We start from the raw sequence: 13,698 nt of genomic DNA, 5'->3' as shown, positions 1-13,698 counted from the left end.
AAGTCTATGTTTATGCTTTTAAGTTCTAGCAGAAAGAACTCAGGAATTAGAACTCTTCGCGCTTTTGATTCATAGCGGCAACTGTTGCCTTTGAATTTTTGATTTTGATTAGTCATGCATAATCACCACGGCGCTGAAAAATTACTTTCTTGGGTGGTTATGCAGCTTTGTTTATAAAGACCAAGGATCAACCCTGATAAGCTGATTCGCTCTACTGTTCGGGTGTTAGCTTGGTAGGTTTTATATGGGAAATAAAGATAAGACGACACACTTACTCTCCAATTAGAATATTATGGAAAGTAAGGTCGTCCATATCCTCTTAACGGGGGCCGCCTCACCGTGCCATCATATACCGTGAAGATTTTGCGTTAAATAAATTTTGTCTATCAGAATTTTCTTTCCGATAGTATGATCGAGTGCTAAGGTTTGATGGAGTTGCAAAATTCTGGAGCCTAGCGGTTATTTGTTCCTCAAACTGACTACGCCTGGCCTCAGACGGGCGACCTCCTAGGCAGGGATTCTGAATTGGATCCCCTAGATTTCCGTACCTCCATTCCAATTGTCATGGGGCGGTCAGTTCAGCTTGCGCCGGATATTGACGTACGATTGGTGCGACATTGTCAGCGCCTTCAGCCTGCAGAAGCGTGTGCACTGTCGCCAGGATTGGCTCCAGCTGATCCTTACTCACCGTAACTCGACTACCGCCATTGGCTTCAAACTTCGGTGGTCCCGACGTCTCCGCATCTGATTGACGTGCCGCGCGTCATGCAACCATACAAGATGATGTCACCGTGAGATTACTGGGTTAATATACAGTTCTATGGACAGCTGACCCAGCAGGAGGATTTGATGTCTCTCTCTCGTGGCATTGTGGAAATCAGAACGCTTGATGAACTGTCATCTCTGTACGAGATTGCCCCAGACTGCACTCTAACGAAGGAGCAGTATCGAAACCCGCTGCGGCCATATCGGCTGATTCGCCCTGAGGCGAGCTGCCAATACCAGAAAAACGGGAAGCGCTGTTCCCAGCTGCATCAGCACGGCTTTGTGGTCGAGCTGCACGACGATTCAAAGGTATTGATAGGGAATTGCTGCGCACTCAATCATCTGGGTCTTGATGACGAACAGGTCAGAGGCGATTTCAAGCGGCTAAGCGCTACTGAGCGGCAGAACATACGTCGGCATAAGATCGAGACAATGCTCAACCAGCGGGACAGCCTCATTGTCCGGACCCGCGCTGCGAGTATCGAGTACAGAAAATTGCACAGCTCAGCTATGCAGACTCTCAAAGCACTCCCCATTGAAGTACGTCGTGCTCTGCTTGATCGCTGGAAGCGGAATGCATTAGAGGTTTCTTGGGAATACCTGATCATCAAGAAGGGGAAAGACGAAACGGGGAAGCCATATGAGGAGCGCGGCTGGTATGCGCATTCCTTCGGTCAGTTCAAAGGGCTGGGCCTGTGGCTGCAACTGGATCAGCAGCTGTATCAGGAAACGCTTTTGAATCTACGTCGGCAGCTCGAAGCTGTCCCCAACAAGGCGCGATTGAACCAAGTGGAGTTGGAGCTTGCGGAAGCTGCGCTTAGCCAAGTGGCGACCCTGGAGACCATCGAGCGCGAGTTACACGGCCAGTCTGAGCTGTTGGAGGATTTCCGCAAGCCGGCGAATTTACAGTTGGCAATCCAGGTCGTCAGCAACCAAAAGGTCCGCGCTGAAACGGTAAAAGCGATTTACCAGCTTATGGGTGAAGCCTGCAGCATGAACCCTGAAAAATATGTCGCCGAAATCGATCTGGCGTTGAAGCAAAAATATTCGGCGAACGGCATTCGCATCGCCTCTTAACCTGCCTCGACCGGCGCCTCATCGTTAAGCCCTGACTGGCAGTTTTTACCAACCTGCCAGCCAGGGTGGTTAGGATACCGATGCCATTAGCATCAGCCCTTGGTCCACGCTCAAAAGCAGGCGACCAAATGCTGACCTATTGCAGAGTCGAATTGAAAGCTGCCGGTAGCTCCCTATGTGCCTCGCTTCTCGATTTTGGCAGCTCAAAATAGCCTCTATCCCACTCACCGAAAACCCACTCTGCGGATATTGGTCTCCGCTCGCCGAGGAGCAGAGGGTGGTTGCGTACCCTGCTGCAGGTTCATTAGTACCACTGTCGATTCTTGGCTCGGGTATGCATGGAGCCACTTACAGCGCATTGGGGCTTCCGTTTGCTTTTGCTTCCCAGTTCGCGCCTGGTCAGCTTCGCCAAGCACTGCCGATCCTTCACAGATTCCTCTCCTACGGGAAGACTTAGGAGCACCACACCAACTCCTAGGAGTCGCAGATTTTGGCTTTAGCTGATCGAATTTCGCAGAGCGGACCGCGCTGGGGCAAAAAATCCAATCAGAGCAGAGGTGATGGTGATGAATACCTCAGTCCGAGAGCGGCACGTTGAGTTCCTGACGTACCCGTTCGAGGATGGAGTCCAACGTGGCGTCCTCGTCCATGAAAAGGTAGCACTGAGTCAAGATTGTCAACGGATGAACGTCCATCACAGAGGCAAGACCATGCACCATTTCAAGGGTAGGGCCCTTTCCTCCGGCCTCGAGTTGACTGAGGTAGGTTTGGCTGCTGTGCGCACCGAAGTCTTCCTGGCTGAGGCCGCGAGTTCTCCTTAGCAGTCTCATCGCTTTACCAAATGCCTGTTTCAGCTGCATTTTTTTCATTCCTACAAAAGGAATGATGAAGCCGTCTTGAACGTCAGACATCCATTAACTATTGTTAATATTTTGAGGATTTATTCGATGTTCAAGACCTACAGGCACGCCGAGCTGAGCCCTGCCAGCATCTTCGGGGAACCTTCCACCCGACACTGGCAATTTATTGAGCTTGAGCTGCACCACCCGTGGTTTTACGTGGAGCTGGTACGCGATCATGGCGATGACATCGTTGGAAGCATGCTGATGATCCCCACGGTACCGATTCTTCAGCAAATGCTATCGGAACTGGATGATCATTCCTGGTTCGCGCAGGCGCACCTGATGTCTCCCGGCCACATGAGGGGAGGGGACGACTGGGTGATGGAGCCGCTCATTGAGGTAAGCGTTACCGAGGATGGCTCAGGGTGTATTGGAGGCTACTTATATAAGGTGGAAGGGGGCAAGAGTTACAGTATTCACTATGCGTCTTCGCGCGAGAACGTCAAGGTTAAAGAAATAATTTTTTCGGCTGAGCGCGATTTGCGCGTACGTGGCTAAGCTTGTACTCGCCGAAATTCACGACTTCCTGAAGGCCAGGTTGACTTGTTCGGTGACGCATATCTTGGCTTTGAGTTAAAAATCCGCCCTCGAAGAGTCTATGTCGACGGGTACATATCCTTTGTTTTTTATATTTCATCCTCATTCTTCTGCCAGCAGGCTGCGGGTTTCTTCTGATTGTAGTGGGTTCTGATCCTTTGAATTGCATGCAGTATGGTTTGAGCACATCTGGATATCATAGGCCGCGTCTGTAATTCAGGGGGTTAGCGATGTTGATAAACCCGCTCCGTGAGCTGCTGTATTCACTCTGGGTTTTTCCATGCAAATATATATTTCTGATTCAAAATATGGCTAGGCGCAAACTGGCATGTAGGGCTGGTGAATATACCGGGCTGGCTCTGTTCTAAACGGTTTATAAGTGCCAATATTCTCAGGCGTTCCTTTATTGATAGCTTGAATTTGGGATGCAATGGGCTATGTTACGGAGACGGCAACGTTGGCTTGATGTGATGCTGATTTTTCCAACAGAGGGCGTAGTGGTCCAGTACTCTCTGCACTGGTGTCTATTGATGCCGGAACGTGCCATGAAGCATTCCGCTTGTCGTAACGGTAGAGTAAATATGATTGTTCGAGGTTGATTCGACTGATCATAAGCCGAACCAAATTGTAAATTGCATCACGGGGGCAAACGGTCCTAGGAGGAAGCCTTCGTCGAAAGTTTCCACAAGTCATAGTAAAAGTTGAGCGGCTTTGTCAATCAGCATCAGTTCCTTGGGCTTATCTATGCTGCAGTCGATCGGGTTGATGTGGATGACCACGACGCACGCCGCCAATGCGAGGTCGGAAAAACAGGCGGCTTGCATGACTCCCCTTGAGGAGACAATCGCCAGCAGAGTGACAAAATGCCGCGTCGGCTGCGTGCCGGCCTTCCAGGGCCTCGCCGTACCACACCATGCCAGACGCAGTTGGCCATTGCAGTGGATACAGCGCGACGGCTCGGCCAGTTAGCCGTCCAGGGTGACGATCTGCTCAACGTTGCTGAGGGCGGCGGTACGACGAGAGGCGAATCATTTGGGCGTCATCAGACTGCCATGCAGATACACGACGCGCTGACTGCCGGCACGTCATGCAGTTCATCAGCATTATGAGTGCTTACCTTTACCCGGTATCGGCTGTCAGCCAGGCGAGCAATTGCTTGGTGCGCCGCATTGGGTTGTGCCTACAGCAATTGATGGCGAGCCTCGAGGTACCAGATCCACACTAGCGCAAGGCACCTACGACAGTCACTGACGTTTCCAGGCGGTCGCCTTTGGCTCTAATTCTGGCGAGCGGTCAAAGTAAAAAGCCCGCCGAAATCGGCGGGCTTATCAATTGTCTCCAAGGGGAGGCGGAGCGCCAACAAATCTCGGAGCCAGCCCTCATAGCATACTCCAGTTTGGCGACAACTGGGGGCCAGTGGGGTGCTTGCTGCTGGTTTGCCACACCGTATACGACTAAATCAAGGCATGGTGGGTCTAGGAAAAACCCGTCATTCACCGTCGCGGAACCAATCGTTCCGGCTGGCCAGGCCCAGTTCCACTTCGCTGGGGATGGGGTTGCTTTCGAACAGATGCGCTGTCCGCCGCTCCTGTTTGAGACAGGCGAGGGGGGTAAAGAAGCAGCGCTCGCACAGGTGCACTTCATAGCGCTCGCCGTCGTGCGCCGTCCCATAACCCCACTGAGCTTCCAACGTCCCGAACTGCAGGTTGCCGCTCGCCTGCCGAGTGGACTCATCACAGATATCACAGCGCAAATCGGTCACGGCCTCCTGTTCCACGCGTCCCAGGATCTTCATGAGGTTATCTCGTTCGTCAGCGTAACTTTAAGCGTAGAAGTTGGCGGCTTGCGCACTGGGCCATCGGTCGCAAGGCCTAAGGCCTTACAGGTCAGGCTGCGCAGCGGCTCACCGCTACGCTGAGAAGTGGTTGCACCTCGGGCGCTGTGCCGGGCGAACGCAGTCTACTGCGCAAGATCGCTAGCCGGGTTTGGCGAAGGTGGCTGTCGATGGCCTGTGAGAGATCTCTCTGCGAATATTGCTCGCACGCGGAAGCCGTCGTGGTCAGATTGCTACTGCCCGCTCTCGGAGTTCGGTATTCAAAATTCGATCGTTTTCGCTATAGTCGACTGGACAGTCGATCACGTGCACGCCTGGGTTGGAAATGCAGCGATCGAGCAGCGGTAGCAAAGCATCAGCGCTTTCTACACGGTAACCGTTGGCGCCGTAGGACTCGGCGTATTTAACGAAGTCCGGGTTCCCATAGTCCAGGCCGAAATCGGTGAAGCCCATGTTGGCTTGCTTCCAGCGGATCATGCCGTAGCCGTCGTCGCGCAGGATCACCACGGTGATGTGCATGCCCATACGGACGGCGGTTTCCAGTTCCTGGCTGTTCATCATGAAACCACCATCGCCGCAGACCGAGATCACTGGACGGTCCGGGTGCACCAGGTGCGCCGCCATCGCCGATGGCAGGCCGGCTCCCATGGTTGCCAGCGCGTTGTCCAGCAGCACGGTGTTCGGGTTGTGCGCCTTGTAGTTGCGGGCGAACCAGATCTTGTAGATGCCGTTGTCCAGGGCAACAATGCCTTCGGGGGGCAGTACACGGCGGATATCGGCGACCAGGCGTTGCGGATAGATCGGGAAAGGGGTCATGCCGAGATAAAGGAAAATTAGGACATACGCGCTGCAACTGATTGTATTTAAATATTTTTCTAGCGTCGCTGAGCTGCTCAGGGTGGGCTTTATAGGCTTTTATAGTCAATTATAGAAACGGCTCTGAACGCCTGATTGAGGTTATGCCGAGGCAAGGGGGAAATTCACTCATTTGTCCTGTAACTCATTGTTATTAATGAGTTTATTTCGACAAGAGGGCGTGCCGAGATAAGGCAAAAATTAGGGCATTCGCTCTGTAACTTGCCGCACTTAAACGAACAGATTGGAAATCCTGCTCAAGCGAAGGCGCGCTTAGCGTAATGGCTTCAGCCAGATACCGCTGAGGATCAGTTCGGCCTGCTGCGAATTAAGTAGGCCGATCTGGAGTTGGCAAAGGTACTGGGGTGTCGGTATCAAGGCTCTGAGCCCAAGTCTCGACCAATGCGTGATCGATCACCAAACCCTCGCTCACGTCGGCCAATGCCTCGCGTGTTAGATCAGCGAGTCGTTGGTCGTGATTTATTGAATTGGCCATTCCCCGTCCATTTTGCCGTGCTCTGCTGCTAGCTGACGGGCGTTGGCTCTGAATAGCCCGTCTTCACGCCCTGGGTGGCCGCGTAATGGCGGGTTTGGAAAGCCAGGACATCCTGCATCTGCTTGCTGACGTCCTCTTCAAGCCCCCATTCATAGGCCAGCTTGTCGAGTTGGTAGCGAGAGACAAGCTGGGTCGCACGCGGTGAGCGCTCTGCTGGTTTCAGGTTTGACCAACTGCTGACAAAGCCTTTTAGGCGCGCGGCTTTGTCCGTTGATACACAGGGAAAGCGACGCAGCAGGTCGACGAGATAGAGGGCACGCAGCTTCTGTTCAGGCTCGCGCAGCTTGCCTGCCACTTCACGCTGCAGTACTGGCACGAGGTCGCGCTCTTCGTACCACAACTGCTTGGCGAGCTCCACAAGAGCATCGGACGCAACTTGGCTAAGACGCTGCTGGGTGACAGTCTCCAGAAGCGTGCCAAAGCTTTGTTTACGATCCAGACGTGGCATCTCGCCCATCCTCCAGGTACTTCGCTGTGACCAGTTTCAGGCAGCCTAGCATTGCACTTCGGTTGCCCACGGCATAATCGATTGCCTCTGTTGCTAGTGTAACAAACTGGCCGACATCGACACGGCCACATTCGATGAGCTGTTCGATATCAGATTGATCGTTTTCCGTAAAGCGGCCGAGCTTGGAGATGGCCAGATCCACGCCGGCGGCAACGAAGATATGTAGCGGCTGCTCACCCTCGAAACCCTCCATGGGGATGGCGCGCTCGCGGTAATCCTCGTGCAGTGGCCCGAGGGCATTGGTGTAGTTCTGGTCCAGGTACACCTGCAAGTCGCGGCCGTCGCCGTCCTCATATCCCTCTGGCGGTGTGTAGACGGCCATGATCTCGTCCTTACGCAGCACACGGGCCGCCTCGATCTCCGCATCGATGTCCGCACTACCACGCGCATGGGTGAGCAGGTGCACCGCGCAGCCGCCGAAGACGAAGACCTTGAGTGAGCCTGGCGGATTGCCATCCAGTAGCGGCAAGGCCCGGGCGAACAGATTACCAATGGCCTGGCCCAGCGGCGTAGTCAGCCGGACAGGTTCCGCAGCCCCCTCATCGGCAGTCTCAAGTAGTGTCATCTCCACCTCCGCTCAGTGCATAGGCTCAGTGTGCCGGTTCATGTGCTACGTGCGCCATCGCTGTTCACAAGCGGCACCCCGAGTAGCTTTAGCTGTGTAGTGGCTTCGACCAAGCGCTCCTGCAGGCCCTGCGTCTACTGCACCTGAAGCGCGGATGCTTCGCTCAGCCGGGACACCTCCTCCTGCAATGTGCGACAACGCTGTTCAAGGGCTTCATTCGAGCGTTCGGAGCCGGCCAGCGTGCTCTGCAGAGCCTCCAGGGCCTGAGTTTTCTGCGCCACTAGCTGTTGCTGTGCATGTCGCTCTTTTTGCAACTGCCGCGCCTCGGTGAGCAAGCGTGCATTGTCGCGGTTCAGTTGCGTCAGTTCGTCCTGCTTGATTATCAAGGTCTGCTGCAGTTGCCGCAGTTCTAGTTGCAATTGTTGTATCTGCGACTCGTGTCGGCGTTGTTCCTGCTCACGCTGTTCCTTGCTGGCCTGCCGGTAGTGCTCCAGGGTGTCGCGCGCATGTCGGTGTTTTTCCTCCAGCGAGTGGATCTGTGCGTCGCGATCCTTGTGCCGCTCCTCCAGGTCGCGATTAGCCTGCTGTAGGCGGGCGTTCTCGATCTCGGCCTGCTGCCGTTGCTCGCGTGCCTGCTGCAACTCGTGATGAGTGGTCTCAAGTCGTTCCGCGTCGAGCGCGGTCTGGCCTTCCAGTTGTTGGATGCGGTTTTCGGCCTGTCGAAACCGATGCTGGTAATCGAGCCGTTCGCGGGCCAGTTGTTCGCGCTCCTGGGCCACGGCGGCCTGCGCCTCCTCCTCTAGCTGATCTGCCAGTTGGCTGACCAGATTGGCCAACTGTTCGCTGAGCGGGATCAAGGCCGCATCCCGGCCGCGCTCGGCGTCTTCAAGCTCTTTCAGGTAGCGGTGAATGGTGGTCTTTGAACCGGTATTGCCCAGCTCGATGCGCACCGCATCAATACTGGGGTGGATACCGCGGGCGAGTAGAGAATTCCGGGCTTTCTGCACGATTGCTTTGTTGATGCCACCGCGGGCCATAAGTGGAACTCCTGACGATTTCGTTCTGTGGTATGTACTATGTAAATACATAGCATATTATCAAGAACTTCGTTTTTTTCCGCTCGTATTCTAGAATTGGATAATCATGAATTATCCAAGGTGATGCGGTGTTTTTGTCGTTTGGCAGTCGCTCACCGGTACACCAAGGGGATGCGCTCAGATGAGCCAGGAGATCGAGCGGTACCTGCAGGCCGGCACTCGTGCCAACACCCGGCGGAGCTATCAGCAGGCGCTTGAGCACTTCGAGGTGACGTGGGGTGGCTTTCTGCCGGCGACTAGCGATACAGTCGTGCGCTATCTGGTCGATCACGCCGCCACCCTGTCCAGCAATACCTTGAAGTTGCGCCTCGCGGCGTTGGCGCAGTGGCATGTCAGCCAAGGCTTCCCGGATCCGACCAAGACTCCGCTGGTCCGCCAGATCCTCAAGGGCATTCGTACTTTGCACCCACGCCAAGAGAAGCAGGCCGAACCTTTGCAGCTGCGCCAGCTCGAACAGTGCGTGTTGTGGCTGGAACAAGCTTTGGAGCAGGCCCGCGCGGAAGACGACTTGCCACGGCTACTGCGCTGTTGCCGCGATCGCGCTCTGATACTGATCGGCTTCTGGCGGGCCTTTCGCAGTGATGAGCTATGTCGCCTACAGGTCGAGCACATCCAGGTGCGGACCGGGGAGGGCATGCAACTGTTCCTGCCCTGGAGCAAAGGTGATCGGGACAACCAAGGCCAGACCTTCAACGCGCCGGCGCTGGCCAGGCTGTGCCCAGTACAAGCCTACGTCGACTGGATCAGTCTTGCGGGTATCGCACGCGGGCCGGTATTCCGTGGAATTGATCGCTGGGGGCACTTAGGTGAGCAGGGCTTGCACCCAAATAGCGTTGTCCCACTCATGCGCGCCGTACTGCAGGCAGCAGGGCTGCCTTCGGAGCTGTACAGTAGCCACTCGCTGCGCCGCGGGTTTGCCACCTGGGCCACCCGCAGCGGCTGGGATATCAAAGCGCTGATGCAGTACGTAGGCTGGAGCGATGGGCAATCCGCATTGCGCTATGTCGAGAGCACAGGAGTGTTCCCTGGGCAACTGAGTGCGCTACAACACATCTCAAACTGGCCCGAGGGACTGCCATAAGACCGCCTTCCGCGGCCCCGATCTGCACCTAGCTGCGCACTGGGAACACCAGCTCGTCATGTGCGGTGCAAATGAGTCGATGATCCAGCACATGGAAAATTGCAGGGTTCTTGGCATCCTGGGCACCCACAAAGAAGAGGTAACTGCGGGATGCCTGCTTGTCTTTTTTGGCTTTTATGTTCTCTTGCCGGGCTATTTCCAGCTCATTTTTCAGTCGCCCGCGGGCAGCTGCTGACCACTCGCTCCAAAGGACGACCACCTGGTAAGGCGTTAGTTTTTTCTCTTCCCATTCGCCCGCGTTGAGTGAAATGGTCAAGTGTTCATGCTACAAAGACGCGCTGAGGGAACGCTGGTCGAGGCAGTCCAGGTTGTACTGCCTGCGAGGCTGAATGGATCCAATGACTGGACGATGGAGAAGCTGACCGAGCTGATAAGGGTCTATGACCGGGACGAACGAGTCTTGGGCTACGACTTCCAAACGGCATCAGGCCAGACCTACTCGCACAGAGATTGCCTGTACTCACAGGACGGAGCCAAGCACCAGGTCTATTGTTCGATGATGTGTCCCGCATGAGATGGTCGCCACCTCTGGTGGTTCTTGGCAGGGCCACTCACGAGGTTTGACAGGACAATGAAGGCTCTTCCCGAGAAAATCCTGGACATCATTCAACAGCTTCCAGAAGGTGAGGTTCTGACACCTAGCAGATTCCTGCATCATGGTTCTCGCCATGCTGTGCAGCGAGGACTCTCTCGCCTGGTCGAAGGTGGAAAGCTGTTTCGCGTTGCTCGGGGCATTTATGTTGCCGCAGTCGAAACTCGGTTCGGCGTGCGCCCGCCGGCACCGGAGAAGGTTGTCCACTCGCTGGCTAATGCGCTGGGTGAAGTGCTGGTCGACCACGGGGCTCGTGCCGCGAATAAATTAGGGCTGAGCACACAGGTTCCAGTTCGCTATGTCTTTCTAACCGACGGACGCTCTAGGGAGCTTCAGGTAGGCAAGACCACCGTGTCGATTCGGTATGCGCCTCGATGGTTGATGGCTCTAGGCGCTACTGGAGCGGGGGAAGCCATTCGAGCATTGGATTGGATTGGCGAGGCAAGCGTGGGGTATGCCGTTTTCAAACTTCATAAACTACTACCCGAGAGCGAATGGGGTGATCTGGTGTCAGCTCACCGCTCGTTACCTATCCGGATGGCGAATGCAATCTGCGCTCAGTCGAGTTGCACCCACCCTGTCAAGTTGGGCTAGCGGTTTAGCTGTAGCCTACTTACCGCCAGATCGGCATCATCTGGAATGGGGCAATTCGATGTGAAAGCCCGTGAGGCCGGCGGCTGAGGTGCACCAGATGCGGCCTTTGTGAGCCTCAATGATGGATCGGGTGATGGCAAGTCCGAGCCCGGCGTTGCTCGGGCTTCCCTCCCGCCGAGCGGGGTCGACCCGGTAAAAGCGGTCGAAGAGCTTCTCTAAATGCTCTGAGCTAATTGTGTCCCCTGGGTTCTCGATGCTGAAGGTTGTGGAGTCCGCTGTCTCGCGGATCAAAACCGAAATTGTATGTCCCACCGGCGTGTAGCGCAGTGCATTGGACAGCAAGTTGGAAAGTGCACGATCAAGCATCAGCCGATCTCCCAGCACTTGGCCTGTGCCTGTGAGCGATAGTTCAATGCCATGTTCTTCGGCCAGAAGGTGGTAGTAGTCAAACAGCTTGAAGACTACGTCAGCCAGTTCGATCCTGGCCTGCTCGGGGATGATCAGGCCATTATCAGCCTTGGCCAAGAAAAGCATGTCATCAATCATCCGAGACATGCGCTTCAAGTCCTCCAGGTTGGAGTAGAGATTCTCTTCATAGGCATTGATATCGCGTTTCTTGCTCAGCACGACCTCGGTGTGGGTCATCAGGTTGCTAACGGGCGTGCGTAGCTCGTGGGCAATGTCGGCCGAAAAATTGGAGAGCCTAACGAAGGCATCCTCTAGCCGAGCCAACATCGCATTGAAGGATAGAACCAGTTGCTGAAGTTCCCGCGGCACTGGTTCGAGAGGGATTCGTTCCTGTAACGAGCGAGCGGACATCCCGGAGGCCACATGAGTGACTTGCCGCAGAGGCCTAAGGCCGCTGCGAGCAACCACCCAGCCGAGCGCGGCACTGAACAGGGCACTGATGACCAATCCAATCCAGAACCATCGTTGCAGCGTGTCGAAAAAGTGTGTGTGATTGGTGACGTCAAGAATCAGCAAAGCTGTGAGCGGCTCAGCCTGATCGGCTACCGAGATTTGCGCCGTCATGCCGCGGTACATGTGTTGGCCGTTCTGCCACTCCCACATGCTCTGCTCATTTTCACGTCTGAAACGCTCTGGTACTTCGACTGCTCTGGGGTCGGAGAACAGTACAGAACCGTCACTGGCCAGGATAGTGGCCGCCAGATCCTGATGGGCTCCCAGCAAGGCTCGCAACTGCGGTAATTCTTCCGAAAGGCTCGCTTCACCGCGAGCATTGTTGAGGATATGTTTGGCGGATTCGAGTTTCTCCACCAGGGCCTGCCGATCCAGCATCTTGAAGTGGTGCTGGCTGAGCATATTGAAACTCAGCCCTGCTACCGTCAGGACTGCAATTACCGCGGACATGAACATCAGGCTCATGCGTGCTGTCAGCGAAAGGTGCTTCATATTCACTCCGGCGCATCCATCATGTATCCCATGCCGCGGGCGGTATGAATCAGCTTGAGATCGAAATCGTCATCGATTTTTGCGCGTAGCCGGCGTACCGCAACCTCAATGACATTGGTGTCGCTGTCGAAATTCATGTCCCAAACCTGAGAGGCAATCAGCGACTTCGGGAGCACCTCGCCGCGCCGGCGCAGTAGCAGTTCCAGCAGTGAAAACTCCTTCGCGGTCAGGTCAATTCTTTTCCCGCCACGGATCGCACGCCGCTTCATCAGATCGACTTCCAGATCGGCAATTTTCATGGTGGTCTGCGTCGGCGAACCATTACCTCTGCGCAACAGCGTTCTGACCCTGGCCAGAAGCTCTGAGAAAGCAAATGGCTTGATCAGGTAGTCGTCCGCACCCAGCTCCAACCCTTTAACGCGGTCTTCCACACCATCGCGTGCCGTCAAGAACAGTACGGGGACGTCTTTTCCTGCTGCGCGCAACATGCGCAGCACTTCCCAACCGTCCAGCCCAGGCATCATTACATCCAGAATTAGCAGGTCATAGGCTTCGCTAAGTGCATGCTGAAGGGCATCTGTACCGGTCATAACCCGGTCGACATTGAACCCAGCCTCGGTGAGACCTTGCTGGAGGTACGTACCGGTTTTGGGTTCGTCTTCAGCTACCAGTAGTTTCATGTGTGCAGACTCCAAAAGTCGGGTGGCCTGAGTTTGCAGGCAAACCGCGGCCCCAACCAGAAGCTTACGAAAATGTAATTCTGACTTCAGCTCACTGACAGGGTGGCTTGTCTAGGGTGCAAGCATGAGCACTAGGTTGTGCTCTCGGCCCTCGACAGACCAAAAGCAGAGGTGCCGGCCATAGTTAGCACTGATGGAGACTGCCCCATGAAATCGCTGAAACCTTTACTTCTGGTTGGTTCGCTGCTGCTTTCTTCTATGGTCTGGGCCGAAGGGGGGGGTGATCGTACCTTTGAGCGCATGCAGCAGATGCGCGACAAAGCGGAAGCCGTGCTGATCCAGGCAGAGAAGGCCCCAGTCGGCGAGCGGCATGTGCATATGAAGGAGCACATGAACATGCTCGAAGACCTCATGAGTCAGCTGCACAATGAACATCCTGCTCCAGGCATGTCTGCCGAAGATCATTTGGCCTGGATGGAAAAACACGACAAGTTAGTAGACGACGTGCTGGGTCAAATGATTCGCGAGCACAAGCTGATGATGGCCGACAAAGAGTGCCATAAGTAAGAGTTTCCCCCATCT

Annotated in this window: 14 protein-coding genes and 1 pseudogene; 5 read left to right on the top strand and 10 right to left on the bottom strand. The window is 55.1% G+C overall.

Translation table 11 applies throughout. The annotated features are described in order from the left end of the window. The first annotated feature begins 849 nt into the window (after positions 1-849). Positions 850-1,842 (top strand): hypothetical protein, encoded by a 993-nt coding sequence (locus tag ACEWE8_RS24710; RefSeq protein WP_075044228.1) that lies wholly within the window; start codon positions 850-852, stop codon positions 1,840-1,842. Between the two features lie 575 nt (positions 1,843-2,417). On the opposite strand, the gene ACEWE8_RS24705 is transcribed toward ACEWE8_RS24710, so the two are convergent. Next, positions 2,418-2,753: a helix-turn-helix domain-containing protein gene (locus tag ACEWE8_RS24705; RefSeq protein WP_371263219.1), complete on the bottom strand. Its 336-nt coding sequence runs from the start codon at positions 2,751-2,753 to the stop codon at positions 2,418-2,420. A 36-nt stretch (positions 2,754-2,789) separates the two neighbouring features. Between ACEWE8_RS24705 and ACEWE8_RS24700 the strand changes: the two genes are divergently transcribed. After that, complete coding sequence (locus tag ACEWE8_RS24700) at positions 2,790-3,242, top strand: hypothetical protein (RefSeq protein WP_046787885.1); 453 nt, start codon at positions 2,790-2,792, stop codon at positions 3,240-3,242. A 728-nt stretch (positions 3,243-3,970) separates the two neighbouring features. Here the strand turns inward: ACEWE8_RS24700 and ACEWE8_RS24695 are convergent. The 6 genes and pseudogenes from ACEWE8_RS24695 to ACEWE8_RS24670 form a co-directional block, all read right to left on the bottom strand. Further along, positions 3,971-4,105 (bottom strand): hypothetical protein, encoded by a 135-nt coding sequence (locus ACEWE8_RS24695; RefSeq protein ID WP_256212454.1) that lies wholly within the window; start codon positions 4,103-4,105, stop codon positions 3,971-3,973. A gap of 665 nt (positions 4,106-4,770) precedes the next feature. After that, the gene (locus ACEWE8_RS24690) at positions 4,771-5,076 is read right to left on the bottom strand and encodes a hypothetical protein (RefSeq protein ID WP_046787886.1); all 306 of its coding nucleotides are present in this window, start codon (positions 5,074-5,076) and stop codon (positions 4,771-4,773) included. A gap of 264 nt (positions 5,077-5,340) precedes the next feature. Continuing rightward, positions 5,341-5,922 (bottom strand): annotated as a pseudogene (locus ACEWE8_RS24685) (thiamine pyrophosphate-dependent enzyme); the annotation flags it as partial. 572 nt (positions 5,923-6,494) lie between these two features. Then, positions 6,495-6,974, bottom strand: coding sequence for a hypothetical protein (locus tag ACEWE8_RS24680; RefSeq protein ID WP_004374702.1), 480 nt, complete (start codon positions 6,972-6,974; stop codon positions 6,495-6,497). Further along, the gene (locus ACEWE8_RS24675; RefSeq protein ID WP_004577577.1) at positions 6,955-7,599 is read right to left on the bottom strand and encodes a DUF6036 family nucleotidyltransferase; all 645 of its coding nucleotides are present in this window, start codon (positions 7,597-7,599) and stop codon (positions 6,955-6,957) included. Before ACEWE8_RS24675 ends, ACEWE8_RS24680 begins: the two co-directional genes overlap by 20 nt. 134 nt (positions 7,600-7,733) lie before the next feature. Then, positions 7,734-8,636: a DNA-binding protein gene (locus tag ACEWE8_RS24670; RefSeq protein WP_046787887.1), complete on the bottom strand. Its 903-nt coding sequence runs from the start codon at positions 8,634-8,636 to the stop codon at positions 7,734-7,736. Positions 8,637-8,817: 181 nt separating this feature from the next. On the opposite strand from ACEWE8_RS24670, the gene ACEWE8_RS24665 reads away from it, so the two are divergent. Next, a complete protein-coding gene (locus ACEWE8_RS24665; RefSeq protein ID WP_004374696.1) occupies positions 8,818-9,777 on the top strand; it encodes a site-specific integrase in 960 nt (319 codons plus the stop codon). Positions 9,778-9,805: 28 nt separating this feature from the next. Here the strand turns inward: ACEWE8_RS24665 and ACEWE8_RS24660 are convergent, their stop codons facing one another. Then, positions 9,806-10,093 carry a hypothetical protein gene (locus ACEWE8_RS24660; RefSeq protein WP_016487034.1) on the bottom strand — a complete coding sequence of 96 codons (288 nt, stop codon included), beginning with the start codon at positions 10,091-10,093 and terminating at the stop codon, positions 9,806-9,808. A 315-nt stretch (positions 10,094-10,408) separates the two neighbouring features. Here ACEWE8_RS24660 and ACEWE8_RS24655 point away from each other — a divergent pair, with 315 nt between their 5' ends. Beyond that, entirely contained in the window at positions 10,409-11,023 is a 615-nt protein-coding gene (locus ACEWE8_RS24655; protein ID WP_046787888.1) for a DUF6088 family protein, read from the top strand. Positions 11,024-11,059: 36 nt separating this feature from the next. Here ACEWE8_RS24655 and ACEWE8_RS24650 read toward each other — a convergent pair whose 3' ends face one another. Next, on the bottom strand, positions 11,060-12,436 hold the full coding sequence (locus ACEWE8_RS24650; protein WP_016487036.1) for a heavy metal sensor histidine kinase: 1,377 nt from the start codon (positions 12,434-12,436) through the stop codon (positions 11,060-11,062). 2 nt (positions 12,437-12,438) lie between these two features. Next, a complete protein-coding gene (locus ACEWE8_RS24645; protein ID WP_004374688.1) occupies positions 12,439-13,116 on the bottom strand; it encodes a heavy metal response regulator transcription factor in 678 nt (225 codons plus the stop codon). A 207-nt stretch (positions 13,117-13,323) separates the two neighbouring features. On the opposite strand from ACEWE8_RS24645, the gene ACEWE8_RS24640 reads away from it, so the two are divergent. Further along, positions 13,324-13,683 carry a co-regulatory protein PtrA N-terminal domain-containing protein gene (locus ACEWE8_RS24640; RefSeq protein WP_024616817.1) on the top strand — a complete coding sequence of 120 codons (360 nt, stop codon included), beginning with the start codon at positions 13,324-13,326 and terminating at the stop codon, positions 13,681-13,683. Positions 13,684-13,698: the final 15 nt, after the last annotated feature.

It is taken from the genome of Pseudomonas sp. TR47 (assembly GCF_044143025.1).
Classification (GTDB): domain Bacteria; phylum Pseudomonadota; class Gammaproteobacteria; order Pseudomonadales; family Pseudomonadaceae; genus Aquipseudomonas; species Aquipseudomonas putida_E.
This window is presented reverse-complemented; position numbering and strand designations above follow the sequence as displayed.